Origin of the sequence: Kitasatospora sp. NPDC005748 (assembly GCF_040630735.1) — a bacterium.
Lineage (GTDB): Bacteria > Actinomycetota > Actinomycetes > Streptomycetales > Streptomycetaceae > Kitasatospora.
Genome location: NZ_JBEXYD010000003.1, coordinates 299,367 through 324,310, shown reverse-complemented (window position 1 = coordinate 324,310; position 24,944 = coordinate 299,367). Strand labels below are relative to the sequence as shown.

Here is a 24,944-nt window from a genome sequence, read left to right as displayed (position 1 = left end):
GCCCGCCCGCACGCCTTCGGGAGCGGCCGCTACTTGGCCCCGAAGACGTGCAGCAGCGCGGCGACCTGCCGGTACGGGTCGGTGCGGCCGGCCCGCTCCTCGGCCTCCAGCAGCTGGGCCAGCTGCCGGCCGTCCACCGGCGGCGCCGCGTCGTCGGGCGCGCTGTCGGTGAAGACCCGCACGCCGTACCAGTGCCGCAGCGGCACGGACACCTCGGAGAGGGTGACGGCGAGGTCGGCGAGCCGGTCGGCCCGGGCGGCCAGCCCGAGCCGGTTGTAGTAGCGGTCGCTCTCGAAGGCGTGCAGGGCGGCCCGCCAGTCCCCGGCGGCGGCGGGCCGCAGGGCCAGCGCGTCACGGTTGCGGACCAGCAGCGAGAGCAGTCCGCCCGGGGCCAGCAGCCGGGCCAGCGAGGCGATCATCGGATCCGGGTCCGGCAGGTACATCAGGACGCCGTGGCAGAGCACCACGTCGAAGCTGCGCGGCCCGAACCAGCGCCCGCACTGGTGGCCGTCGCCGCTGAGCAGCTGCATCCGGCCGCGGACCTCGGGCGGCTCCTCGGCGAGCGCCCCCTGGGCGACGCCGAGCGCGACCGGGTCGGAGTCGATCCCGGTGACGTAGTGGCCGTCCCGCGCCAGCCGCAGGGCCTGGGTGCCCTGGCCGCAGCCGATGTCGAGGACGCGCTGTTCGGCGCGGCCGGTCAGCTGCTCGGCGAGCTGCCGGGCGACCAGCTCCTGCCGGACGAGGTTGCGCAGGCTGCCGAGGCGGTCCAGCCACGGGCCGGTGCCGCCGGCGAAGGAACCGCTGCGCGAGGGCAGCCGGCGCTCCTGGGCGAGCCGGTCGTGGCCGCCGTCACCCTGGCCCGGAAGCGCGTACAGGCCGGGCCCCTCCCAGGAGGGAGGGGCCCAGCCGGAGTCCACCGGTTCGGCGGTCAGGGCTTCTCTCCGCGCCGCACCTGCGGCTTGGGCAGGCGCAGCCGGCGCATCTGCAGGATGCGCATCAGGCCGTAGGCGACCGCGCCGCGGGTGTTCTGGCCCGCGAACCGCTCGGTGAGCGACTTGCGCAGACCGAACCCGAGGCGGACGAAGTCCAGCACCACCAGCACGAAGAAGGCCAGGAAGAGCAGGGTGGAGAGCAGCTGGAGGGCGGGCACCTTGACGATGCTGAGCACCAGGATGACCACGGCGGCGGGCAGGAAGAACTCGGCCAGCGACCAGCGGGCGTCCACGTAGTCGCGGGTGAACTTGCGCACCGGGCCCTTGTCACGGGCCGGCAGGTGCCGCTCGTCGCCCTCCAGCAGCGCGGTGCGCTGCTTCTCGCGCTCGCTGCGCATGCGCTCGCGCGCCTGGCGGGAGGCCTCCTTGCGGTCCTTGGGCACGGTCACCCTGGTCCGCCGGTGGGCCTCGGCCTCACTGCGCTTGGGCGTCGGCCGGCCCTTCTTCGCCTGCGGATCGCGGGTCTGGGTCGTCTCGTCCTGCTTCTCCAGCACGGCGGCGGAGGCAGCGGCATCATCTGAACGGCGTCGGAACACACCCCCAGCGTACGGGGTGCGCGACCGCTTCCACGGGTGTCCTCGGACCCAAACGCATATCGATCGCGCCGGTCCGGGCCCTCGGCCGGGTTTCCGGGGGTCTTCCCGTAGGGGATCACCGCTTCGGACGATGGGTGGGATGAGGGGCGGATCCACCCCGGGGATGAGGCCCGGGAGGGGGACGCTGTAGCAGTCTTGTTGCAGGCAGGTGCACTGCGGCGAAGGGCTCGCTGCACATACACTCGTCGTGTCTGGTAACGAGATAAAGACCGCAGGCCGGAGAAGGGGGCACCCGAGGCCCATGAGCGACGGAATCATGAAGCGTATGGGGTTGATCTTCCGCTCCAAGGCGAACAAGGCCTTGGACCGGGCGGAGGATCCCCGTGAGACGCTCGACTATTCGTACCAGAAGCAGCTTGAGCTGCTGCAGAAGGTGCGTCGCGGTGTCGCGGACGTGGCCACCTCGCGCAAGCGCCTGGAGCTCCAGCTGACCCAGCTGCAGCAGCAGTCCGCCAAGTACGAGGACCAGGGCCGCAAGGCCCTCTCGCTCGGCCGGGAGGACCTCGCGCGCGAGGCCCTGACCCGCAAGTCGAACATGCAGTCCCAGATCACCGACCTGGAGACGCAGTACCAGCAGCTCCAGGCCGAGGAGGAGAAGCTCACGCTCGCCTCCCAGCGGCTGCAGGCCAAGGTCGACGCCTTCCGCACCAAGAAGGAGACGATCAAGGCCACCTACACCGCGGCCCAGGCGCAGACCCGGATCGCCGAGTCCTTCTCCGGCATCTCGGAGGAGATGGGCGACGTCGGTCTGGCGATCCAGCGGGCCGAGGACAAGACCGCCCAGATGCAGGCCCGGGCCGGTGCGATCGACGAGCTGCTGGCCTCCGGCGCGCTCGACGACGCCAGCGGTCTCGGCCGCAAGGACGACATCGAGGCCGAGCTGGAGCGGGTCGCCGGCGGTTCGGACGTCGAGCTGGAGCTGGCCCGGATGAAGGCAGAACTGACGGGCGGCTCGCCGGCCTCCGGTCCGCAGGCCATCGAGCCGGGCAAGGGACAGCCGCAGGACGCCCAGCCGGACTCCCCGCGGATCAACTACAACAAGTGACCTGAGCTTCACCCCACGAACCAGGAGACGCACGGCATGATCATGAGGGTCATGGGGGAGGGCCAGTTCGAGGTGGGCGACGCCCATCTGAACCGGCTGAACGAGCTGGACGACGAGCTCGTCACCGCACTGGACTCGGGGGACGAAGAGCATTTCCGCCGAGCGCTCGGGGAGCTGCTGGGCGCCGTCAAGGAGTTCGGCACCCCGCTGCCGGACGCCTCGCTGGAGCCCTCCGACCTGATCCTCCCGGCTGCTGACTCGACGATCGACCAGGTCAGGGAGCTGCTGCGGGCCGAGGGTGACGGCCTGATCCCCGGATTGCCCGAGTAGCGGCCGTCTCGCGCCAGACGAAAGGGCGGGCTCCTCCAGTGTGGAGGAGCCCGCCCTTCGGCGTGCGGTGGCTACGGCAGGGCGAGCATCCGGTCCAGCGCCGCCTTGGCGTGCTTCTCGGTCTCCGGGTCGACCCGGATCACGTTCGGCACCCGGCCCTCGACCAGCGACTCCAGTGCCCAGACCAGGTGCGGCAGGTCGATCCGGTTCATCGTGGAGCAGAAGCAGACCGCCCGGTCCAGGAAGACGATCTCCTTGTCCGGGTGCGCCTTGGCGAGCCGGCGGACCAGGTTCAGCTCGGTGCCGATGGCCCACTTGGAGCCGGGCTCGGCGGCGTCCAGCGCCTTGATGATGTACTCGGTCGAGCCCACCATGTCGGCGGCCGCGACGACCTCGTGCTTGCACTCGGGGTGCACCAGCACGGTGACGCCGGGGATGCGCTCGCGCACGTCGTTGACCGAGTCCAGCGAGAACCGGCCGTGCACCGAGCAGTGGCCGCGCCAGAGGATCATCTTGGCGTTCCGCAGCTGCTCGGCGGTCAGGCCGCCGTTGGGCTTGTGCGGGTTGTAGAGCACGCAGTCGTCCAGCGAGAAGCCCATCTCGCGCACCGCGGTGTTGCGGCCCAGGTGCTGGTCGGGCAGGAAGAGCACCTTCTGCCCCTGCTCGAAGGCCCACTCCAGGGCCCGCTTCGCGTTGGACGAGGTGCAGATGGTGCCGCCGTGCCTGCCGGTGAAGGCCTTGATGTCGGCGGAGGAGTTCATGTACGAGACCGGGACGGTGACGTCGGCTATGCCGGCGTCGGTCAGGACGTCCCAGCACTCGGCGACCTGCTCGGCGGTGGCCATGTCGGCCATCGAACAGCCGGCCGCGAGGTCCGGCAGGACGACCTGCTGGGCGTCGCCGGTGAGGATGTCCGCGGACTCGGCCATGAAGTGCACGCCGCAGAAGACGATGTACTCGGCCTCCGGGCGGGCGGCCGCGTCGCGCGCGAGCTTGAAGGAGTCGCCGGTGACATCGGCGAACTCGATCACCTCGTCGCGCTGGTAGTGGTGGCCCAGGATGAAGACGCGATCCCCGAGCGCCTCCTTCGCGGCCCGCGCACGGGCGACGAGGTCCGGGTCGGAGGCGGCGGGAAGGTCGCCGGGGCACTCGACGCCGCGCTCGCTGTTCGGGTCGGCCTCACGGCCGAGCAGCAGCAGAGCGAGCGGCGTCGGAGTGGGGTCGACGCCGTAGGTCTCGGTGATGGTGGTGGTCACGGGCGGGTGCCCTTCTGTGCGGCCGATCAGTCGGTGCAGCCTTCTCGTCTATCTGACGCTATCTATGATAACCGCTTAGCGTCAGACTGACGATGGCCATTCTGTCGATGTGACGAGAACCGCTTCCCGCTTCGGGCCCGTTCGGCGGCGCCGGAAGCACGATATGGGGCGGTTCGGCGTGGCCGAACCGGTATCCGGGCCCGGCCGGGTTTGGCTGGGTCCATGAAGGCAATCGCGATCCGCCGCTACGGCGGCCCCGAGGTGGTGGAGTACACCGACCTCCCGGACCCCAAGGTCGGGCCGGACTCGGTACTGGTGGAGGTCAGGGCGGCCGGGGTGAACCCGGTGGACTGGAGGGTCCGGGACGGCGCTCTGGACGGCCTGCTGGACGTCCACTTCCCCCTGGTGATGGGCTGGGACGCGGCCGGGGTGGTCCGGGCGGTCGGCGGCGGGGTGACCGAGTTCGCCCCCGGCGACGAGGTCTACGGCTACGTGCGCAAGGACTCCGTCGAGCACGGGACCTACGCCGAGCTGGTCGCCGCCCCCGTCCGCACGCTGGCCCGCCGGCCCGCGGCCCTGGACTGGGCGCAGAGCGGCGGCCTGCCGCTGGCCGGCCTGACCGCCCTCCAGGGCCTGCGGGCGCTGCGGGTGGCCGCGGGCGACACCGTGCTGGTGCACGCCGCGGCCGGCGGCGTCGGCCACCTGGCCGTGCAGATCGCCAAGGCGTTCGGGGCCCGGGTGATCGGCACCGCGGGCGAGCGCAACCACGACTACCTGCGCGGCCTCGGCGCCGAGCCGGTGGCCCACGGCGAGGGCCTGGCCGAGCGGGTCCGGGCCCTGGCGCCCGGCGGGGTGGACGCCGCCCTCGACCTGGTCGGTGGCGGGGCCGTCGAGGTCTCGGCCGCCCTGGTCGCGGACCCGTCCCGGATCGCCTCGGTGACGGACTACCGGGTGAAGGCGCTCGGCGGCCACTACGTCTGGGTCCGCCCCGACGCCGCCGGGCTGGCGGAGCTGGCCGCGCTCGCCGATGACGGGCGGCTCACCGTCACCGTCGCCTCCACCTTCCCGCTCGCGCAGGCCGGCTCCGCCCAGGCGCTCAGCGCGGAGGGCCGCACCCGGGGGAAGATCGTGCTCCTGGTGGACTGAGAACGGTCCGCGAGCCGTCATCTGCCAGCGGTGGACTCGGTCCTGTCATCCGCCAGAATGGTGCAGAACCGTTTCGGCGCCACCGTCCCGCCGACCCCCGTACGACCCGTGGAGCCCCGCACCGATGACCAGCAGTCGAGCACACGAGACGGTCGGGGCGACCCTCGACGAGACCGACCGTCTCCTGCTCGCCCGGCTGGGCAGCGACGGCCGGGCCTCCTACGCCGAGATCGGCGTGCAGGTGAACCTCTCCGCCACCGCCGTCCGCCGCCGGATCGACCGGCTGCGGGCGCGCGGGGTGGTCCGCGGCTTCACCGTCGTCCTCGACCCCTCGGTGCTCGGCTGGCAGACCGAGGCCTTCGTCGAGGTGTACTGCCGGGAGCGGACCGCCCCGGAGGAGATCCTGGCGAGCCTGCGCCAGTTCCCCGAAGTGGTCGCGGCCTGGACGGTCACCGGCGACCCGGACGCCCTGGTCCACCTGCGGGCCTCCGACACCCGGCACCTGGAGGCCGTGATCGAGCGGATCCGGCGGGAGCCCGGCGTCCAGCGCAGCCGCTCCTCGGTCGTGCTCTCCCAGCTCATCGGCTGAATCCGAACGGCCCAGTCCGCTCCCTCCGGGGGCCGGCGCGACCGCCCCCCGGGGCCGCCCGGCGGCGTGCGCAGGAATCCTGCGCGGGCCCCGGCCAAGACGCTCGAATCCTGCCTGACCAGCCGCGTTCGGACGCGCGGCGGGGGCGCGGTGCTGCCTAGGCTGATCACATCCGGCGGAGCGGTGAGACGTCCCGCGCCGCCGGACCTCCCCCGACACCCCACAGCCGAGAGGGACCCCCGTGTCCGCAGCACCCGACCGCATGCACCGGCCAGACAACGAGCTGGTCGACCTGGTTTTCGACTACATGCGGGAGCGGCTGCAGTACGACCCCGTTCCGCTCGACCACCCCGGTGACGGCGAGCACCTGCGCACCCAGCTGGCCGGTCTGCTCAACGCGGACGGCAACAACCCGGCCGACGTGCTGAAGCTCTACGACCACGAGCTCTCCCGCGCGGTGATCTCCGCCGACAGCCCGCGCTACCTCTCGTTCATCCCGTGCGCGCCGACCAAGGCCGCGCTGCTCTTCGACATGGTCGTCTCCTGCGCCTCGCTGCAGGGCATCTCCTGGCTGGAGGCGGCCGGCGCCATCGCCGCCGAGAACCAGGTGCTGCGCCTGATCGCGGACCGGGCCGGGATGCCCGAGTCGGCCGGCGGCACCTTCGTCTCCGGCGGTTCGGCCGGCAACCTCTCCGCGCTGGTCGTCGCCCGCGACACCGCCCGCCGCCGGCTCGGCGTCGGCCCGGAGGCCCGGCTGCGGATCGCCGTCGCCGACCAGGTGCACTCCTCGGTCAAGAACACCTTCAACATCATCGGCGTGGAGGCCTTCAAGGTCCCCACCGTCGACCGCCGCTTCACCGGCGAGGCGCTGCGCGCCGCCCTGGCCGCCGACCCGAACCCGGAGACGGTGATCGCCGTCGTCGGGACGGCCGGCACCACCAACGAGGGCATCATCGACGACCTCCAGGGCCTCTCCGAGGTGGCCCGCGAGCGCGGCCTCTGGTTCCACGTGGACGGCGCCTACGGCGGCGCGGGCCTCTTCGCCCCCTCCGTCCGGGCCCGCTACGACGGCATCGAGCACGCCGACTCCTTCGTGGTGGACCCGCACAAGTGGCTGTTCGCCCCGTTCGACTGCGCCGCGCTGATCTACCGCAACCCGCAGCTCGCCCGTGCCGTGCACACCCAGGACGCCTCCTACCTGGACGTGCTGCACACCGAGGGCGACGAGTGGAACCCCACCGACTACGCCTACCACCTGACCCGGCGCGCCCGCGGCCTGCCGCTCTGGTTCTCGCTGGCCGTGCACGGCACCCAGGCCTACACCGACGCCATCGAGACCGGCCTCACGCTGGCCCGGGACACCGCGCAGCTGATCCGCGACACCGAGCACCTGGAGCTGCTGTTCGACCCGCAGCTCTCGGCGGTCTGCTTCCGCCGCAAGGGCTGGACCAACGACGACTACTACCGCTGGTCGCAGCAGCTGCTGGCGGACCAGATCGGCTTCGTCACCCCGACCGGCTGGGACGGCGAGACGGTCGCCCGCTTCGCCTTCCTGCACCCGGGCACCACGATGGCGATGGTCCGGGAGATCCTGGACACCATGGTCTGAGCCCCCGCGGCCGACCGCGCGAACGCCCCGACCCCCCCCCGCCGGCCGACCGGCGGGGGGCCGTCGCGTCACAGCAGCGCGCCGTCGGGCAGGTACGGCGCCGGCGGGCGCATCCCGCGCAGGCCCAGGAAGCCCACGGTCCGCGGGCTCAGCCCGACCTCCAGGCCGACGTCCAGCGCCCACTCCTGCTCGGCGGTCAGGTGCCCCACATGGGCGTCCACGCCGTCCGGCACCCGCGCCAGCGCCTCGCGCAGCAGCCGGGCGGCGATCCGCTTCGAGGTCGCGGCCAGCAGCCGCACCTCGCCGCCGTCGCGGTAGCAGTAGCCGCTGCCGGCCAGCGCGTCGGCGATCAGCAGCTCCTCGCAGTGGCCCAGCATCAGCTCGTGGTCCGGCCCGTGCGCCGCGCCGCGCAGCCGGCGGTCCACCGAGTCCAGCAGGTGCCGGTGGCTGGCGTTGCCGGGGTGCACCGGGATGTCACCGGGGTCGAGCAGTCCGGCCCGGTCCACCCGGCCGGTCAGCGCCATCGCCGGGTGCAGGGTGAACCCGGCCAGCCGGTACCGGCGGGCCGCCGCCGGGGACGGCGGGACGCAGAGCATCCCGCGCAGGCAGCCGCGCCCGTACGCGGCGGCCCGCTCCAGCAGCAGCCGGCCGAGGCCGTGCCCCTGTGCCTCGGGCCGCACCACGAGCAGCGCCAGGATCCAGAGGCCCTCGCGGCGCAGCGACAGCACCGCGCCGACCGGTTCGCCGTCGCTCTCCGCCAGCCAGCAGCCCTGCGGGTCGGTCCGGACGAGGTGTCTGGTCCTGGCCAGCCGGCCCACCGGGGGCCCGTCCTGCGGGACCGGGCCGGGGGTGTCGGCGAGCGGCGCGAACGAGGCGCGGGCGATGTGCTGGACGGCCTCCGCGTCGGCGGCGGTGTCCTGGACCAGGCGCAGGATCATGCCCACCATCCTGGCCGTCGCACCGGTCGCCCGGGGCCGGTTCCGCCGGATCCGCAGTCGGGGCGGTGTCCGAGCCGCGCCGGTTGTGCGAGCATGGGGAGCGTAGGGGAGCGGGTGGTAGACCCGGCCCACGAAAATTCCGCCGCCGAAAGCCGCCGAAATTACACCGCCGTCCGGGAAATGAATCCGGACGGCCGTTGGTTGGCACTGGCGGCAGACCGTCGTCAAGACCGGGAGAAAGCAGATGACCGTCCAGGACGAGACCACCGTCGAGAGTGGCATCCTCCTTACCGATGCCGCCGCGGCCAAGGTCAAGGGCCTGCTGGAGCAGGAGGGCCGCGACGACCTTGCGCTTCGCGTCGCCGTCCAGCCCGGTGGTTGCTCCGGCCTGCGTTACCAGCTGTTCTTCGACGAGCGCTCGCTCGACGGCGACGTGCTCAAGGACTTCAACGGTGTCAAGGTCGTCACCGACCGGATGAGTGCCCCGTACCTCGGCGGCGCCACCGTCGACTTCGTGGACACCATCGAGAAGCAGGGCTTCACGATCGACAACCCGAACGCCACGGGCTCCTGCGCCTGCGGCGACTCGTTCAGCTAGTCGGCAGACGGCGAGGGCGGCCCCGGATTCTCCGGGGCCGCCCTCGCCGTTTTCCCGTACCGGGACACGGGCCCTACTTCCCGCCGATCTCCGGGCCGGGGCCGGCCGGGTCCGGGCCGACGTGCGGGTCGCTCTCCAGCGGCACCGGCTGACCGGTCGCGAGGTCCGTCACCGCCCGGCCCATCAGCGGCTGCTTCAGGTCGGCGGTCACCGTCTGCCGCTTGGCCAGCTCGGCGCAGGCCTGCCCGGCCGGCATCGGCGCCGCCACCGTGACGCGGACGTCCACCCGTCCGGGCTTGGACTCGTCCGCCTTCAGCGCGTACTTCTCGCAGATCCCGCCGTAGAACCAGACCGTCAGTTTGGTCCCGTCCACCCGGTAGGTGATCGCGGGGTGGGCCGGCCGGCCGTTCGGGTCGGGCTCACCGACCGCGATGCCCTCCCGCGGGGGAGTGGGCACCGGGGTGGGCGTCTGGCCCGGGCCGGTGCCCGGCGCGGGGCCGGTCGGCCGGGGGTCGGGGGTGCTCGCCGTCGGATCGGTCGGCGGGGTCGCCGCCGGCGGCGAGTCCGGGGCCGACGGCGCGGTGGTGGCGGTCGTCGGGGCGGGGGAGCCGGGCGAGGGCGTCGCGCTCGCCGACGGCGAGGCCGAACCGGTGGCCGAATCCGCGGCCGCCTTGCCGTCACCGTCCCCGCAGCCGGCCAGCGCGGCCGCCGCCAGCAGCAGACCCGCCAGGGCCGCCGCCCGCCGTCGGCCCGGCCGGGCGGGCCGTGCTCCACCGGTACGCCGGGGCATCGTCTCCAGGTCCATCTGACATCCTCCCGAGGGTTTCGGCGGCGCCGCCTCCACGGCCGCACCGCGCGGATGTGACGTGCCTCGGACGAATCCGGTTCCCGCCCGCCCCCGGTGAGGATCACATGCCGTACTCGGCCATCCCCGCGACCAGGCGCTGGGCCCCGGAGGAGACGCTGAATCCGACTGGGGCGGGAGCGCTGGGCTCCGGGCCGGTCGCCAGCAGCGGCCAGAAGCGGCGCAGCTGCCGGGAGGAGTCCACCAGCGCGTCCAGCGTCTCGCCGTCGGCGTCGCCCTTGAGGGCGGGCGGAACACGCAGCGGGTGGTGATTTGGCATCATCGGGCATCGCTCCGATCCACGGTGCCGCGGCCGCACTGCCACGGCTCGGTCAGGGCCGGACCGGCCCCTGCCAGCGACCCTAGGCCGCCCGTCCGGCCCCCACCAGAGCTACCCGGGGGTAGTACACGTTCGACGGCGACCGGTGCCAGGAGGGGCGCTCTTGCTGCCGCCCGCCCCCCGCCCGGTACCGTGGGTGGGTTCCGCCCCCTGCTTTTCCCGTGGCCCATGCCGCCCTCCTGAGGAGACCTCCCGTGCGTATCGCCGTCGCCGGTTCGATCGCGACCGACCACCTGATGACGTTCCCCGGTCGGTTCTCCGACCAGCTCGTGGCCGAGCAGCTGCACACCGTGTCGCTGTCCTTCCTGGTCGACACCCTCGACATCCGTCGCGGCGGTGTCGCGCCGAACATCGCGTTCGGCATGGGTGTCCTCGGGCTGAGCCCGATCCTGGTCGGCGCCGCCGGCGCGGACTTCGGGGAGTACCGCAGCTGGCTGGAGCGCAACAACGTGGACTGCCGCTCGGTCCACATCTCCGAGACCCGCCACACCGCCCGCTTCATGTGCACCACGGACGAGGACCACAACCAGATCGCCTCGTTCTACACCGGTGCCATGGCCGAGGCCCGCAACATCGAGCTCAAGCCGATCGCCGACCGGGTCGGCGGGCTGGACCTCGTGCTGATCGGTGCCGACGACCCGCAGGCCATGGTCCGCCACACCCAGGAGTGCCGGACCCGCGGCTACGCCTTCGCCGCCGACCCGTCGCAGCAGCTGGCCCGCCTGGACGGCGAGGACATCCGCGAGATCGTCGACGGCGCCGCGTACCTGTTCACCAACGAGTACGAGGCCGCGCTGATCGAGACCAAGACCGGCTGGGACGCCGAGGAGATCCTGACCCGGGTGGGCACCCGGATCACCACCCTCGGGAGCAAGGGCGTGCGGATCGACCGCAAGGGCGAGGCCCCGGTGGTCGTCGGCTGCGCGCCCGAGGAGGCCAAGGTCGACCCGACCGGCGTCGGCGACGCCTTCCGGGCCGGCTTCCTGGCCGGTCTCTCCTGGGAGCTGGACCTGGAGCGCTCCGCCCAGCTCGGCTGCATGCTCGCGACCCTGGTGATCGAGACCGTCGGCACCCAGGAGTACGAGCTGCGTCCGCTCGCCTTCCTGCAGCGCTTCGAGGCCGCGTACGGCGCCGCGGCCGCCGCCGAGGTCCGGGCGCACCTGGTCAAGTAGCCGAGCGGTCCGGCGTACCCGCTCAGGCGGTGCGCCGCACCAGGTAGGCCGAGCCCCGGTCGCCGCCGAAGTCGGCGGCCGGGGCCTCGCCCAGGTACTCCTGGCCGCGCATGCCGCACCAGGCCGGGACGTCCAGCCGGGCCGCCTCGTCGTCGGCCAGCACCGCGACCGTCCCGCCCGCCGGCACCTCGCCGATCCGCTTGGCGAGCTCGATCACCGGCAGCGGGCAGCGCTTGCCCAGCGCGTCGATCACCAGCGCGCCGGTCGCCGGCGCGCCGCTCTGCGGCCCGGGGGCGCCCGCCGGCTCCCCGGCCGGCCCGGGCAGCGCCAGGTCCAGCCCGAGCGGGGCGCGGACCCGGGCCACCAGCTCCGGCAGCACCGCGAGGAACCGCTCGACGTCGGCCTCGGCCGCGCCGAACGGCAGCGAGACCCGGACGTTCCCCTCGGTGAGCACGCCCATCGCCGCCAGCACATGGCTCGGCGTCAGGGTGGAGGAGGTGCAGGACGAGCCGGAGGAGACCGCGAAGCCGGCCCGGTCCAGCTCGGTCAGCAGCACCTCGCCGTCGACGTACAGGCAGGAGAAGGTGACGAGGTGCGGCAGCCGTCGCACCGGATCGCCGACCACCTCGACCTCGGGCACCGACCGCGGCACCCGGGCCCGGATCCGCTCGACCAGCGCGTGCAGCCGGGCGTTCTCCCGCTCGGCCTCGGCCCGCACCGCCCGGAGCGAGGCGGCCGCGGCCACGATCGCCGGGACGTTCACGAAGCCCGGCACCCGGCCGCCCTCGCGCTCGTCGGCCGGCAGCGGCGAGGCGTACCGGACCCCCTTGCGCACCGCCAGGACGCCGACCCCGGCCGGGCCGCCCCACTTGTGCGCACTGGCCGTCAGCAGCGACCAGCCGCCCGGGACGTCCACCCGCCCGGCGCTCTGCGCGGCGTCCACCAGCAGCGGGACGTCACCGCAGACCTCGGCCACCTCGGCCACCGGCTGCACCGTGCCCACCTCGTGGTTGGCCGACTGGAGCACGGCCAGCGCGGTGTCCGGCCGCAGCGCCGCCGCGAACCCTTCCGGCGACACCCGCCCGTACCGGTCGACCGGTACCACGCCCACCTCGCCGCCGGCCCCGGGCCGGGAGTGCTCCCAGCGCTCGGCGGTGTGCAGCACGCTGGAGTGCTCCACCGCGGAGTGCACCAGGTGCGCGCCCCGGCGCCGGTGGCCCGCCAGCGCGCCGAGCATGCCCGTCTGGACGGCCTGGGTCCCACTGGTGGTGAAGGAGATCTCGTCGGCCCGGGCGCCGAGCGCCTCGGCGACCGTCTCGCGGGCGGCGTCCAGCAGCATTCGGGCCTGCCGCCCGGAGCGGTAGAGCCGGGCCGGATCGGCCCACCCCTCGTCCAGCGCGGCGGTCAGCGCCTGCCGCGCGACGGGGTGGAGCGGGGCCGTGGACGCCACATCGAAGTACACGGTCACATTTAACGACACTCCCGGTCGCATTCCGGCCGTCGGCCACGCTCACCGACCGTCAGACGATCAACCCGAATGTCCGATTCGTCCTCGTCCGACGGGCCGTCACCCACGTTGTTCGAGGTCATCCCCCGATCGGGCGTACGGACCTCTAATGCCTACGATGACCTGCGGCGCAGCCCTTGCGGGGCCTGATCGGGCGACCGGGCGGCGCGTTACCGGGACCTGCCCGTCAGCAGCGCATAAGGCTGGAGTAGGGTTTGGCCCGCATAAGCATTCAAACCGTGCCCGTGGACGGGTCGCCGGGGAGGCTCACAAACCTCCGCGGGGCGACGCGAAGGCGGGCGAGACTTCGGGAAGGCGCTACGTGAGTCCCAACGGCTCCGACCGCTCGCCGCGGCGCACGATGCGGCGGAAGCTGCCTCAGGCGCTGGCACTGGGCCTCGTCATCGCGACCGCCACCGGCTGCTCGGCCAACGACCTCCCCAGGCTTGGCCTCCCGAGCCCCGTCACCGAGGAAGGGCCGCTGGTCCTCCACATGTGGCAGGGGTCCTGGATCGCGGCGCTGGTGGTCGGCGTACTGATGTGGGGTCTGATCATCTGGAGCGTGATCTTCCACCGGCGCAGCCGCACCGGTGTGCAGGTCCCTCCGCAGACCCGGTACAACGTGCCCATCGAGGCGCTCTACACCGCGGTCCCCATCATCATCGTGTCGGTTCTCTTCTACTTCGTCGCCCGCGACGAGTCGAGGCTGATCTCCGTCTCCGAGAAGCCGCAGCACACGGTCAACGTGGTCGGCTTCCAGTGGAGCTGGGCGTTCAACTACGAGAACACCGAGAACCCCGACCCGGCCAACAAGGACGCCGCGTACGACGTGGGCACCCCCAAGGAGGTGCCGACCCTGTACCTGCCGGTCAACGAGTCGGTCCAGTTCCGGCTGACCTCTCGTGACGTCATCCACGACTTCTGGCCCGTCAACTTCATGATGAAGATGGACGTCGTCCCGGGTGTGGTGAACAAGTTCGAGGTCACCCCGACCGTCAAGGGCACGTACATGGGCAAGTGCGCCGAGCTCTGCGGCGTCGACCACTCGCGCATGCTCTTCAACGTGAAGGTCGTCGACCGCGCGGAGTACGACAAGCACCTGGCGGACCTCCGGGCCAAGGGCCAGACCGGCGCGGTGCCCTCCGGCATCACGACCATGGGAAGTGAAGAGAAGTGACCATCCTCAACGAGCCCGCCGCGGCCGGCGGGGGCGCCGGGGCCGTCACGGTCGGGGCGCAGCGGACCCGGAAGCCGGGTTCGACCATCATCAAGTGGCTGACCACCACTGACCACAAGACGATCGGCACGCTCTACCTGGGCACGTCGTTCGCCTTCTTCCTGATCGGTGGCATCCTCGCCCTGGTCATGCGCGCCGAGCTGGCTCGTCCCGGGACCCAGATCCTGTCGAACGAGCAGTTCAACCAGGCGTTCACGATGCACGGCACGATCATGCTGCTGATGTTCGCGACGCCGCTCTTCGCCGGCTTCGCGAACTGGATCATGCCGCTCCAGATCGGCGCCCCGGACGTGGCGTTCCCGCGTCTGAACATGTTCGCGTACTGGCTGTACCTGTTCGGCTCGACCATCGCGGTGGCCGGCTTCGTCACCCCGCAGGGTGCGGCCGACTTCGGCTGGTTCGCCTACTCCCCGCTGTCGGACGCCGTCCGCTCGCCGGGCATCGGCGCCGACATGTGGATCATGGGCCTGGCCTTCTCCGGCTTCGGCACCATCCTCGGTGCGGTCAACTTCATCACCACGATCATCTGCATGCGCGCGCCCGGCATGACGATGTTCCGGATGTCGATCTTCGTCTGGAACGTCCTGCTGACCGCCGTGCTGGTCCTGCTGGCCTTCCCGGTCCTGGCCGCCGCGCTGTTCGCCCTGGAGGCGGACCGCAAATTCGGGGCACACGTCTTCGACCCGGCCAACGGCGGGGCGCTGCTCTGGCAGCACCTCTTCTGGTTCTTCGGCCACCCCGAGGTGTACATCATCGCGCTGCCGTTCTTCGGCATCGTGTCGGAGATCATCCCGGTCTTCAGCCGCAAGCCGATGTTCGGCTACTCCGGCCTGATCGCGGCCACCATCGCGATCGCCGGTCTGTCCGTGACGGTGTGGGCCCACCACATGTACGTCACCGGCCAAGTGCTGCTGCCGTTCTTCTCCTTCATGACCTTCCTGATCGCGGTCCCGACCGGTGTGAAGTTCTTCAACTGGGTCGGCACCATGTGGAAGGGCTCGCTGAGCTTCGAGACCCCGATGCTCTGGACGGTCGGCTTCCTGGTCACCTTCCTCTTCGGTGGTCTGACGGGTGTCCTGCTCGCCTCCCCGCCGATCGACTTCCACGTCTCGGACTCGTACTTCGTCGTCGCCCACTTCCACTACGTGGTCTTCGGCACCGTCGTCTTCGCGATGTTCGCCGGCTTCCACTTCTGGTGGCCGAAGATGACCGGCAAGATGCTGGACGAGCGCCTCGGCAAGATGACCTTCTGGACGCTCTTCATCGGCTTCCACACCACCTTCCTGGTGCAGCACTGGCTCGGCGCGGAGGGCATGCCCCGCCGCTACGCCGACTACCTGGCCGCGGACGGCTTCACCACGCTGAACACCGTCTCGACCATCGGCTCGTTCCTGCTCGGCCTGTCGATCCTGCCGTTCCTGTACAACGTCTGGAAGACGGCCAAGTACGGCGAGAAGGTCGAGGTGGACGACCCGTGGGGCTACGGCCGCTCGCTGGAGTGGGCGACCTCGTGCCCGCCGCCGCGGCACAACTTCCTCACGCTGCCCCGGATCCGCTCCGAATCGCCGGCCTTCGACCTCCACTACCCGGAGATCGCCGCGCTGGACTACCTGGAGAACCACGGTGAGCCGGCCAAGCACCTCGCCGGTGTGACCCCGGCCAAGTACGACGTCCCGCAGCTGGGCAAGGGCAAGAAGGAAGGCGACGCCTGATGAAGGAACAGGGCAAGATCTTCCTGGGCCTCGCGGTCTTCACGCTCGCGATGGCGATCACCTACGGCGTCTGGACCAACCACTCCGACCTCGGGGTGGAGGCCGCCGGTACCACCGCGCTGTTCCTCGCCTTCGCCCTCTGCGCCTTCATCGGGTACTACCTCGCCTTCACCGCCCGCCGGGTGGACAGCGGCGCCGGTGACAACCCCGAGGCCGAGGTCGCGGACGACGCCGGCGAGCTGGGCTTCTTCGCCCCGCACAGCTGGCAGCCGCTCTCGCTGGCGATCGGTGGCGCGCTCGCGTTCATGGGCGTGATCTTCGGTTGGTGGCTGCTGTACTGGTCGATCCCGATCATCCTGATCGGCCTGTTCGGCTGGGTCTTCGAGTTCTACCGGGGCGAGAACCAGAACCAGTAGGTCTCCCTCGCACAGGGCCGGGCATTCCGCAAAGGATGCCCGGCCCTTTTGCGTCCCCGGAGTGACGGCCTCACCCCCCTGGGCGAACGGGGGGTCGCTCGGATGTCGCTCCGCCGCTTCACGTTCCTACGATCTGATCAATCGTGCGAACCCTCGGAGGCGGTCATGGCCGACAGGCGCGGAACCGCAGGTATCGGCAGCATCTCGCTGGCTCTCGTCGTACTGGCCCCACTGGCCGCCTGCTCGTCCGGTGAGGACGACGCCCCGGGCGCCGTCCACCGGGTCGACGCGGCCCCGCTGGTGCACCTCTCGGCGACCGGGACGGTGGATCCGTCCCAGCCGGTGACGGTGACGGCGGTACCCGGCAGCCGGCTCACCGACGTCACGGTGGTCGGTCCGGACGGCCGGGTGGTGGCCGGACAGCTCTCGGCGGACCAGCTCAGCTGGCAGACCACCGGGCGCCTCAAGGCGGCCACCGCCTACACCGTCAGGATCGCCGCCGACGACGGCAAGGGCGGTCGCGGCGAGACCACCGCCGGCTTCAGCACGGTGGCGGGCCAGCGCCTGCTCACCGCCAAGCTCGGCCCGGACTCCTCCGGCACCGGCCTCTACGGCGTCGGCCAGCCGCTCACCGTCCAGCTCTCGGAGGCGGTGAAGGACCCGCAGGCCCGCCAGGAGGTCGAGCGCGCCCTGACCGTCACCTCGCAGCCCGCCGTCACCGGCGGCTGGTACTGGGTGGACGACAAGAACCTGCACTTCCGGCCGGAGGAGTACTGGCCGACCGGCACCACCGTCAGCCTGGTCTACGACGGCACCGGCAGCCGGATCGCGGACGGCCTCTACGGCGGCGACCGCGCCGCGCTGGCCCTGCGGATCGGCGAGCGGGTGGAGTCGGTGGTGGACGCCGCCACCCACGAGCTCACCCTGACGCGCGGCGGCGAGGTGGTCCGGACGATACCCGTGACCACCGGCAAGCCCGGCTTCGACACCCGCAACGGCGTCAAGGTGGTGCTCGGACAGGAGCGCCAGGTGCGGATGAGCGGCGAGACGATCGGCATAGCCGCCGGCAGCTCGGAGGCCTACGACCTCAACGTCGAGTGGGCCACCCGGGTGACCTGGAGCGGCGAGTACGTGCACGCCGCGCCCTGGTCGGTGGGCTCGCAGGGGGTGGCGAACGTCAGCCACGGCTGTACCGGCATGAGCACCGAGAACGCGAAGTGGTTCTACCAGAACACCCGGATCGGGGACCTGGTCACGGTGGTCAACAGCCAGGGTCCGAGCATGGAGTCCTTCGGCAACGGCTTCGGGGACTGGAACATCGCCTGGACCGACTGGGTCAAGCACAGCGCCCTCGGACAGCCCGTCAACACCACGCCGCCGGCCTCCCGGGCCCCCGCCACCGGGATGATCCGCCCGGAGCTCTGACGCCCCTCCCGGCCCCGGCCCGGGCCGCTCAGCCCTCCCGGCCGGGCTCCCGGTGGGCCAGCCGCAGCGCCGTCGCCACGGCCGCCAGGGCGTCCGCCTCCGGCACGCCGAGCCGCCGGACCCGCTCGGCGTACTCGGTGGCCGCGGCGGCGGCCAGCCGGTGCGCGGTGTCCCCGGTGGCGGCGATCAGGGTGCCGCGCCGGCCGTGCGTCTCCACCACCCCGTCGGTCTCCAGCTCGCGGTAGGCCCGCGCCACCGTCCCGGCCGCCAGCCCGAGCTGCTCGGCCAGGGCCCGGACGGTGGGCAGCCGCAGCCCGGTCGGCAGGTCACCGGTGCGGGCGCGCTCGGCGATCTGCTCCCGGATCTGCTCGTACGGGGGCGTGGCGGCGGCGGGGTCGACGGACAGCTCCACGGGGGCTCCTGACGGTGGGGCGGACGGGAAAGCCCGAGGGCCGCCGACCAGGAAGAACTCTGGTCGGCGGCCCTCGGGGGTGACGCGGGGGATGCGTACGGGATCAGTGGTGGCCGTGGCCGCTGGTGATCTCGTGGTGCTCCTCGGCGGTCGGCTTCGGGATCCGGCTGCCCTCGCCGTAGAAGCCGCGGGAGAGCTTCGCCCGGGTACGGGGGATCAGCCCGGCCTTGGCGGCCACGCCGTTCTCGTCCGTCTCGGCCGGCAGCTCGAACACGGGCGGCTGCTCGTGCGAGGTGAGCTTGTGCAGGTCGGCCTGCGGCAGCTGGGCGTGCACCTCGATGAACTCGCCGTGCGGCAGGCGCTTGATGACGCCCGTCTCGCGGCCGTGCAGCACCTTCTCCTTGTCCCGGCGCTGGAGGCCGAGGCACCAGCGCTTGGTGGCGATGAAGGTCAGCACCGGCACCACGAAGAAGCCCACGCGGACGAAGTACGTGATGTCGTTGATCGACAGGTGCAGGTGGGTGGCGAACAGGTCGTTGCCACCACCGACCAGCAGCACCAGGTACAGGCTGATCCAGGCGGCGCCCAGCGCGGTGCGGACCGGCGCGTTGCGCGGGCGGTCCAGGATGTGGTGCTCGCGCTTGTCGCCGGTGACCCAGGACTCGATGAACGGGTAGACCGCGATCGCGACCAGGACCAGCGGGAAGATCATCAGCGGGACGAAGACACCCAGGTTCAGGGTGTGGCCCCACAGGCCGATCTCCCAGCCCGGCATGACGCGGATCAGGCCCTCGGAGAAGCCCATGTACCAGTCCGGCTGGGCGTCCGTGGACACCTGGTCGGGGCGGTACGGGCCGTACGCCCAGATCGGGTTGATCGTGGCGATCGCCGAGACGGCGGCGATGAGACCGAAGACCAGGAAGAAGAAGCCACCGGCCTTGGCCATGTAGACCGGCATCAGCGGCATGCCGACGACGTTCTTCTCGGTCTTGCCCGGGCCCGCCCACTGGGTGTGCTTGTGGTAGAAGACCAGGATCAGGTGCGCGACCAGCAGGCCGAGCATGATGCCGGGGATCAGCAGCACGTGGATGGTGAAGAACCGCGGCACGATGTCGTGGCCGGGGAACTCGCCGCCGAACAGGAACATCTGGATGTAGGTGCCCACCAGCGGGACGGCGAGGATCGCGCCTTCCATGAAGCGGATACCGGTGCCCGAGAGCAGGTCGTCGGGCAGCGAGTAGCCGAAGAAGCCGTCGAACATGCCCAGGACCAGCAGCAGGAAGCCGAAGACCCAGTTGATCTCACGCGGCTTGCGGAACGCGCCGGTGAAGAACACGCGCATCATGTGCACGAGCATCGCGGCCACGAAGACCAGCGCGGCCCAGTGGTGGATCTGGCGGACCAGCAGGCCGCCGCGGACCTCGAAGCTGATGTCCACCGTCGACGCGTACGCCTCGGACATCGGGATGCCCTTGAGCGGGATGTACGAGCCGTCGTAGATGACCTCGCCCATGCTGGGCTTGAAGAACAGCGTCAGGTACACGCCCGTCAGGATGATGATGACGAAGGTGTAGAGGCAGATCTCGCCCAGCATGAAGGACCAGTGGTCCGGGAAGATCTTCCGCAGGTTGGCCTTGGCGAGGGAGTAGATCCCCAGCCGGCCGTCCGTCCAGTCAGCAGCCTGCTCCCACTTGTTGGCGGGCTTGGCACGCGTGCTGCCGGCGGGCTTGGCGGCACCGGAGGTGGTGCTGCTCGCGCTACTCATCGAGCACGCTCCCAGTAGCTCGGGCCGACGGGCTCGTCGAAGTCGCCGGTGGCGACCAGGAAGCCCTTCTCGTCAGTGGTGATCTTCAGCTGCGGCAGCGGGTGGCCGGCCGGGCCGAAGATGACGCGCGCGCCGTCCGCCAGGTCGAAGGTCGACTGGTGGCAGGGGCAGAGCGCGTGGTGGGTCTGCTGCTCGTACAGGCTGATCGGGCAGCCGACGTGGGTGCAGATCTTGGAGTAGGCGAGGATGCCCTCGAAGCCCTTCTCCCGGGACTCGGTGTCCTTGATGTCCTCCGGTGCGATGCGCACCAGCATCAGGGCGTCCTTGGCGATCTGCTGCTGGAAGTCCTCGTCGTGCGTGCTGAGACCCTCCGGCATGGCGAAGGTCAGCGAGCCGACGATGACGTCCTCGGCCTTCATCGGCTGGTTGGTGTTCATGTTGATCAGCTGCAGCGGCTTCACATCGGTGGCCTCGCGCCAGCCGGTGTGCTCCAGCTTGTCCTCGGGCAGCGGGCCCAGGTCGCGCAGCAGCACGACGCCGGACAGCGGCACCAGGGCCATCGAACCGATGAGGGTGTTGCGGATCATCTTGCGGCGGCCGAAGCCGGACTCGGCGGCGCCGGTCCTGAACTGCTCGATGACGTCCGCGCGGACCTCGTCGTCGGCCTCGATCGGGTGACGCTCGGCCGGGATCTCGTGGTCCGACATCAGGGTGCGGGCCCAGTGGACCGCACCCGCGCCGATGCAGAACAGCGCGACGCCCAGGGTCATGCCCAGCGCGAAGTTCAGCGCGCTGACGTGGCCCAGCGGGAAGATGTAGACGATCTTGTCCGGGTCGATGGCCACGTAGGAGGCGATGAAGCCCACGGTGGCGAGCATCGAGACCACGAACATCAGCGAGACCTGGCGCTCGGCCCGCTGGGCGGCCCGCTCGTCGATGTCGGTGCGACGCGGTTGGTGGGCCGGCAGGCCCGGGTCGGCGAACGGATCGCCGTGGGCGGCCACCTCGTGGTGTCCGGCGGAGCCGTGGGACTCCGGGAGCTTCTCTTCTGACATGTCGTGGCTCATGACTTCTTGGCCTTGGTGGTGTGGGCGGCGACCCAGATCGCGACCGCGATGAGCGTGCCGAGACCGAAGATCCAGCCGAACAGGCCCTCGGTCACCGGACCGAGGCTGCCGAGCGTGAGACCGCCGGGGTTCGGCTCATCGTTGGTGGTGTGGCGGACGAAGGCCACGATCTGCTTCTTCTGCTCCTCGGGCATGGTGGTGTCCGGGAACGACGGCATGTTCTGCGGGCCGGTCTGCATGGCCTCGTAGATGTGCTTGGCGTCCACTCCCTCCAGCGACGGGGCGTACTTGCCCTGGGTCAGGGCACCGCCCTGGCCGGCGAAGTTGTGGCACTGGGCGCAGTTGGTGCGGAACAGCTCGCCACCCTTGGAGAGGTCCTCGGGGTTGGTCGAGGTGTACTGCTCCTCGGTCGGGATGACCGGGCCGGGGCCGAGCGAAGCCACGAAGGCGGCGAGCTGGTCGATCTCCGCCTGCGAGTAGATGTTCTTCTTGCGCGGCACCTGGGCGCCGGGCTGCTGGGCCGGCATGCGGCCGGTGCCGACCTGGAAGTCGACCGCGGCTGAGCCGACGCCGACCAGGCTCGGACCGTCGCTGCTGCCCTGGCCGTTCAGGCCGTGGCAGGAGGAGCAGCCCACGGCGAAGAGCTTCTTGCCCTCATCGATCGCGAGCGACTGCGCGGCGACGTCGGCCTGCGCCTTGTCGGCGGGCGCGAACGCGGCGTACAGCCCCCCGGTTGCCGCCAGGGCGAGAAGTAGGACGACCAGCGCCGCCAATGGGTGGCGCCGTCGTGCGGAGAGCTTTTTCACGGAATAACCCCGGTGTCAGGATCTGGTCGACTGGTGGGTGCACCCGGCGGCCGGTCTGGCCGGCACGAGGCTGCCTGTCTAGGGCTGCGCGCGCGGTCGGTCGGTTGGGAGCGTAGGCACCGGCAAATCGGGCCGTCGCCGGTGAGGGCGGGACCCGGAGCCGGTGGCCAGCGACCTGATCAGCTGGTTACTTGATCAGGTAGATGGTCGCGAACAGGCCGATCCACACGACGTCGACGAAGTGCCAGTAGTACGACACCACGATGGCGGCGGTGGCCTGCTCGTGCGTGAAGCGCTTGGCTGCGTACGTCCGTCCGAGGACCAGCAGGAAGGCGATCAGACCACCCGTCACGTGCATACCGTGGAAGCCGGTGGTCAGGTAGAACACCGTGCCGTACGGGTCGGAGGACAGCGAGAGGCCGTCCTTCTTGACCAGCTCGGTGTACTCGAAGATCTGGCCGCCGATGAAGATCGCGCCCATCACGAAGGTGATGACGAACCACGAGCGGAGCTTCTTCACGTCCCCGCGCTCGGCAGCGAACACGCCGAGCTGGCAGGTGAGAGAGGAGAGCACCAGGATCGTGGTGTTGACCGAGGAGAAGGGCACGTTGAGGGCGTGCGCCTTCTCGCTCCAGAACTCGGCTCCCTTGACGGAGCGGAGCGTGAAGTACATCGCGAAGAGGGCCGCGAAGAACATCAACTCGGAACTGAGCCAGACGATCGTTCCGACGCTGACCATGTTCGGCCGGTTGACCGATCCGTGCGCGTGCCCGGTTTCTACTGCTGTTGCTGTCGCCACGACGGACATTATGTCGGTCCCTTATTCCGTCTTCACGCCGGGGGGTGTCCCTCGGAGTGTCCGGTGCGTGCGGTATGCCCCGGTGGGGCCCGCCGGGACGCCCGGATGGCGGCTGAGCAGGGGCGTGTCCCTTTTCTGACGGTTCTTCGAAGGCATCTTCGACCCTGATGCCCAGCGTGTCGCTCCACTCCTTCGGGGTCCGCCGGGAGTAAGGGAAAGGCTCTCGGGTCGGCCGTACGGGTGGACCGCGACCGCGGGGGTGACGGCCTGTCCTCCGGGCGGGTGAGTCGTGGGCGCGGCGGCTTGAGACGGATCGCGCGGGAGTGGCTCGGCGGGCGGTGATCGGGAGTAGCATCCGGGTTGAGACGAACGTGGTCCGGATCACACTTGAGGGAGCAGGGCCCATGGCGTACACCACCGACGAGACGCTGACCGTTCTCGTCTACAGCCACGACCGCAACACCCGCGAGCAGGTGCTGACGGCCCTCGGCCGCCGGCCCGCGGAGGATCTGCCGGAGCTGACCTACCTGGAGTGCGCGACGACCCCCGCGGTGCTGAAGGCACTGGAGAAGGGGGGCGTGGACCTCTGCGTGCTGGACGGCGAGGCGGTCCCGGCCGGCGGCCTCGGGCTCGCCCGGCAGTTGAAGGACGAGATCTACGGCTGCCCGCCGGTGCTGGTGGTGATCGGCCGGCCGCAGGACTCCTGGCTGGCCGCCTGGAGCCGGGCCGACGCGGCCATCTCCCACCCGGTGGACCCGGTGGCGCTGGCCGAGGCGGCCGCCACGCTGCTCCGGGCCCGGCTGGCGAAGCGGGCGCCGGCCGCCCGGTAGGACCGCGTCTCAGTGGGAGAGAAGTGAAGGCGACGGCGGGGCGGAGGCGTCCCGCCGCTCGATAGGCTGGCTCCATCCTTACGGAGAACCCCTCGGGGAACCGACAAGAGCTGGAGTCAGCCATGGTGAACGTGAACCCTGCGAACGGCGGCAAGGACCCCGTGCAGGTGGTCCGCACCTGGCCGGACATCCTGTCGGCGCTGCTGCGGGGCGAGGACCTCGACCGGGCGGACACCGCCTGGGCGATGGACCGGATCATGAGCGGCGAGGCCTCCGCCGTGCAGATGGCCGGCTTCATGGTCGCCCTGCGGGCCAAGGGCGAGACGGTGGACGAGATCGTCGGCCTGGTGGACTCGATGTACGCGCACGCCGAACCGCTCTCCATCCCCGGCCCGGCGGTCGACATCGTGGGCACCGGCGGCGACCGGGCGAAGACCGTCAACATCTCGACCATGTCGGCGATCGTCGCCGCGGCGGCCGGTGCCAAGGTGGTCAAGCACGGCAACCGGGCGGCCTCCTCGGCGAGCGGCTCCTCGGACGTGCTGGAGAAGCTCGGCGTCAATCTGGACCTCTCGGCCCGGCGGGTCGCCGAGGTGGCCGAGGAGGTCGGGCTGACCTTCTGCTTCGCGGCCAGGTTCCACCCCGCGATGCGGCACACCGCCCCGGCCCGCAGCGGCCTCGGGGTGCCGACCGCCTTCAACACCCTCGGCCCGCTGACCAACCCGGCCAAGGTCACCGCGCACGCGATCGGCTGCTTCGACACCCGGCTGGCCTCGCTGATCGCCGGGGTGCTGGCCCGCCGGGGGTCCACCGCGCTGGTCTTCCGCGGCGACGACGGCCTGGACGAGCTGACCGTCACCACCACCTCCCGGGTCTGGATCGTGCGCGACGGCGAGGTCACCGAGACCTCCTTCGACCCGCGCGACGTCGGCGTCCAGCTGGTGGGCATCGAGGCGCTGCGCGGCGGGGACCCGGCGTTCAACGCGGATGTCGCGCGCCGGCTGCTGGCCGGGGAGCGCGGGGCGGTGCGGGACGCCGTCCTGATGAACACGGCGACGGCGCTGGTGGCGCTGGACCTCACCGACGCGCCGCTCGCCGAGCAGCTGGCGGCCGGAATGGAGCGGGCCGCGGCGGCCATCGACTCGGGCGCCGCGCAGGATCTGCTGCGGCGCTGGTCGGAGGCCACCACCCGGGTGTGAAGCGGCGGTCGGGCCCGCGGGGGGACGCCTCCCGCGGGCCCTTCGCGCGTCCGGCGGGGGCGTCGCCGGGCCCCGGCGGTGGACCGCTGTCCGGATGGCGGACCCCTGTTTGACCACTCGGCGGACGCGACCTAGAGTCTTCGCCAGGTCATGAGTGACAGCGTCAAGCCCCAGCTGGCTGTCCGGCAACCCTCCGTCCGTGGCGGGGTGCCCTGGGTGAGGACCGGGTCTCGCGGCGAACCGTCCGCGTGACAAGCGCGGACGCCGGCCGACACGCACCTCCGGGGTCCTTACCCGTCGAAGGAGTGCACCCC

25 protein-coding genes and 1 riboswitch are annotated in these 24,944 nt (G+C 71.4%); of the genes, 13 read left to right on the top strand and 12 right to left on the bottom strand.

Annotation, left to right across the window (positions count from 1 at the left end; translation table 11 throughout):
• Positions 1–29: 29 nt before the first annotated feature.
• Positions 30–770: a methyltransferase domain-containing protein gene (locus ABZ495_RS04580; protein ID WP_352287237.1), complete on the bottom strand. Its 741-nt coding sequence runs from the start codon at positions 768–770 to the stop codon at positions 30–32.
• A 158-nt stretch (positions 771–928) separates the two neighbouring features.
• Positions 929–1,528, bottom strand: a complete 600-nt coding sequence (locus ABZ495_RS04575; RefSeq protein ID WP_329487329.1) for a DUF3043 domain-containing protein — start codon at positions 1,526–1,528, stop codon at positions 929–931.
• A 301-nt stretch (positions 1,529–1,829) separates the two neighbouring features.
• On the opposite strand from ABZ495_RS04575, the gene ABZ495_RS04570 reads away from it, so the two are divergent.
• Together ABZ495_RS04570 and ABZ495_RS04565 are read left to right on the top strand one after the other, a co-directional pair.
• Complete coding sequence (locus ABZ495_RS04570; protein WP_352287024.1) at positions 1,830–2,633, top strand: PspA/IM30 family protein; 804 nt, start codon at positions 1,830–1,832, stop codon at positions 2,631–2,633.
• Between the two features lie 36 nt (positions 2,634–2,669).
• The gene (locus tag ABZ495_RS04565; protein WP_359834368.1) at positions 2,670–2,963 is read left to right on the top strand and encodes a hypothetical protein; all 294 of its coding nucleotides are present in this window, start codon (positions 2,670–2,672) and stop codon (positions 2,961–2,963) included.
• 71 nt (positions 2,964–3,034) lie between these two features.
• Here the strand turns inward: ABZ495_RS04565 and nadA are convergent, their stop codons facing one another.
• The gene (gene nadA, locus ABZ495_RS04560) at positions 3,035–4,219 is read right to left on the bottom strand and encodes a quinolinate synthase NadA (protein ID WP_352287028.1); all 1,185 of its coding nucleotides are present in this window, start codon (positions 4,217–4,219) and stop codon (positions 3,035–3,037) included.
• A 222-nt stretch (positions 4,220–4,441) separates the two neighbouring features.
• Here nadA and ABZ495_RS04555 point away from each other — a divergent pair, with 222 nt between their 5' ends.
• The 3 genes from ABZ495_RS04555 to ABZ495_RS04545 all read left to right on the top strand — a co-directional run bounded on the left by ABZ495_RS04555 (position 4,442) and on the right by ABZ495_RS04545 (position 7,563).
• The gene (locus ABZ495_RS04555) at positions 4,442–5,365 is read left to right on the top strand and encodes an NADP-dependent oxidoreductase (protein ID WP_329487326.1); all 924 of its coding nucleotides are present in this window, start codon (positions 4,442–4,444) and stop codon (positions 5,363–5,365) included.
• A gap of 124 nt (positions 5,366–5,489) precedes the next feature.
• A complete protein-coding gene (locus ABZ495_RS04550; RefSeq protein ID WP_329487325.1) occupies positions 5,490–5,954 on the top strand; it encodes an Lrp/AsnC family transcriptional regulator in 465 nt (154 codons plus the stop codon).
• Positions 5,955–6,195: 241 nt separating this feature from the next.
• Complete coding sequence (locus ABZ495_RS04545) at positions 6,196–7,563, top strand: pyridoxal-dependent decarboxylase (protein ID WP_329487324.1); 1,368 nt, start codon at positions 6,196–6,198, stop codon at positions 7,561–7,563.
• 68 nt (positions 7,564–7,631) lie between these two features.
• Here the strand turns inward: ABZ495_RS04545 and ABZ495_RS04540 are convergent, their stop codons facing one another.
• A complete protein-coding gene (locus ABZ495_RS04540; protein ID WP_359834366.1) occupies positions 7,632–8,501 on the bottom strand; it encodes a GNAT family N-acetyltransferase in 870 nt (289 codons plus the stop codon).
• 244 nt (positions 8,502–8,745) lie between these two features.
• On the opposite strand from ABZ495_RS04540, the gene erpA reads away from it, so the two are divergent.
• Complete coding sequence (gene erpA / locus ABZ495_RS04535; protein WP_329487322.1) at positions 8,746–9,099, top strand: iron-sulfur cluster insertion protein ErpA; 354 nt, start codon at positions 8,746–8,748, stop codon at positions 9,097–9,099.
• Between the two features lie 73 nt (positions 9,100–9,172).
• Here the strand turns inward: erpA and ABZ495_RS04530 are convergent, their stop codons facing one another.
• Complete coding sequence (locus tag ABZ495_RS04530; protein WP_359834364.1) at positions 9,173–9,904, bottom strand: hypothetical protein; 732 nt, start codon at positions 9,902–9,904, stop codon at positions 9,173–9,175.
• Between the two features lie 103 nt (positions 9,905–10,007).
• The gene (locus ABZ495_RS04525) at positions 10,008–10,226 is read right to left on the bottom strand and encodes a hypothetical protein (protein ID WP_329487320.1); all 219 of its coding nucleotides are present in this window, start codon (positions 10,224–10,226) and stop codon (positions 10,008–10,010) included.
• Between the two features lie 251 nt (positions 10,227–10,477).
• Between ABZ495_RS04525 and ABZ495_RS04520 the strand changes: the two genes are divergently transcribed.
• Positions 10,478–11,455 carry a carbohydrate kinase family protein gene (locus tag ABZ495_RS04520; RefSeq protein ID WP_329487319.1) on the top strand — a complete coding sequence of 326 codons (978 nt, stop codon included), beginning with the start codon at positions 10,478–10,480 and terminating at the stop codon, positions 11,453–11,455.
• A gap of 22 nt (positions 11,456–11,477) precedes the next feature.
• Here ABZ495_RS04520 and ABZ495_RS04515 read toward each other — a convergent pair whose 3' ends face one another.
• Positions 11,478–12,917 (bottom strand): aminotransferase class V-fold PLP-dependent enzyme, encoded by a 1,440-nt coding sequence (locus tag ABZ495_RS04515; protein WP_359802650.1) that lies wholly within the window; start codon positions 12,915–12,917, stop codon positions 11,478–11,480.
• 367 nt (positions 12,918–13,284) lie between these two features.
• On the opposite strand from ABZ495_RS04515, the gene coxB reads away from it, so the two are divergent.
• The 4 genes from coxB to ABZ495_RS04495 all read left to right on the top strand — a co-directional run bounded on the left by coxB (position 13,285) and on the right by ABZ495_RS04495 (position 17,752).
• Positions 13,285–14,139 (top strand): cytochrome c oxidase subunit II, encoded by an 855-nt coding sequence (gene coxB / locus ABZ495_RS04510; protein WP_329487317.1) that lies wholly within the window; start codon positions 13,285–13,287, stop codon positions 14,137–14,139.
• Between the two features lie 86 nt (positions 14,140–14,225).
• Complete coding sequence (gene ctaD / locus ABZ495_RS04505; RefSeq protein ID WP_329492083.1) at positions 14,226–15,911, top strand: cytochrome c oxidase subunit I; 1,686 nt, start codon at positions 14,226–14,228, stop codon at positions 15,909–15,911.
• Positions 15,911–16,327, top strand: a complete 417-nt coding sequence (locus ABZ495_RS04500; RefSeq protein WP_329487316.1) for a cytochrome c oxidase subunit 4 — start codon at positions 15,911–15,913, stop codon at positions 16,325–16,327. The genes ctaD and ABZ495_RS04500 overlap by 1 nt, the downstream gene beginning before the upstream one ends.
• Before the next feature lie 165 nt (positions 16,328–16,492).
• Positions 16,493–17,752: an Ig-like domain-containing protein gene (locus ABZ495_RS04495; protein WP_359802647.1), complete on the top strand. Its 1,260-nt coding sequence runs from the start codon at positions 16,493–16,495 to the stop codon at positions 17,750–17,752.
• A gap of 28 nt (positions 17,753–17,780) precedes the next feature.
• Here ABZ495_RS04495 and ABZ495_RS04490 read toward each other — a convergent pair whose 3' ends face one another.
• From ABZ495_RS04490 to ABZ495_RS04470, 5 genes are all read right to left on the bottom strand, one after another.
• Positions 17,781–18,164: a GntR family transcriptional regulator gene (locus ABZ495_RS04490; protein ID WP_329487314.1), complete on the bottom strand. Its 384-nt coding sequence runs from the start codon at positions 18,162–18,164 to the stop codon at positions 17,781–17,783.
• A 103-nt stretch (positions 18,165–18,267) separates the two neighbouring features.
• Positions 18,268–19,929, bottom strand: a complete 1,662-nt coding sequence (locus ABZ495_RS04485) for a ubiquinol-cytochrome c reductase cytochrome b subunit (RefSeq protein ID WP_329487313.1) — start codon at positions 19,927–19,929, stop codon at positions 18,268–18,270.
• Positions 19,926–20,984, bottom strand: coding sequence for a Rieske 2Fe-2S domain-containing protein (locus ABZ495_RS04480; protein WP_329487312.1), 1,059 nt, complete (start codon positions 20,982–20,984; stop codon positions 19,926–19,928). The genes ABZ495_RS04485 and ABZ495_RS04480 overlap by 4 nt, the downstream gene beginning before the upstream one ends.
• A gap of 8 nt (positions 20,985–20,992) precedes the next feature.
• Complete coding sequence (locus tag ABZ495_RS04475; protein ID WP_359802645.1) at positions 20,993–21,802, bottom strand: c-type cytochrome; 810 nt, start codon at positions 21,800–21,802, stop codon at positions 20,993–20,995.
• Positions 21,803–21,989: 187 nt separating this feature from the next.
• Positions 21,990–22,610: a heme-copper oxidase subunit III gene (locus ABZ495_RS04470; RefSeq protein WP_073923280.1), complete on the bottom strand. Its 621-nt coding sequence runs from the start codon at positions 22,608–22,610 to the stop codon at positions 21,990–21,992.
• Positions 22,611–23,005: 395 nt separating this feature from the next.
• Between ABZ495_RS04470 and ABZ495_RS04465 the strand changes: the two genes are divergently transcribed.
• Both ABZ495_RS04465 and trpD read left to right on the top strand, forming a co-directional pair.
• Positions 23,006–23,431, top strand: a complete 426-nt coding sequence (locus ABZ495_RS04465; protein ID WP_329487310.1) for a hypothetical protein — start codon at positions 23,006–23,008, stop codon at positions 23,429–23,431.
• 122 nt (positions 23,432–23,553) lie between these two features.
• Positions 23,554–24,630 carry an anthranilate phosphoribosyltransferase gene (trpD, locus tag ABZ495_RS04460; protein WP_329487309.1) on the top strand — a complete coding sequence of 359 codons (1,077 nt, stop codon included), beginning with the start codon at positions 23,554–23,556 and terminating at the stop codon, positions 24,628–24,630.
• Positions 24,631–24,776: 146 nt separating this feature from the next.
• Positions 24,777–24,894, top strand: a riboswitch (SAM riboswitch).
• Positions 24,895–24,944 lie beyond the last annotated feature (50 nt).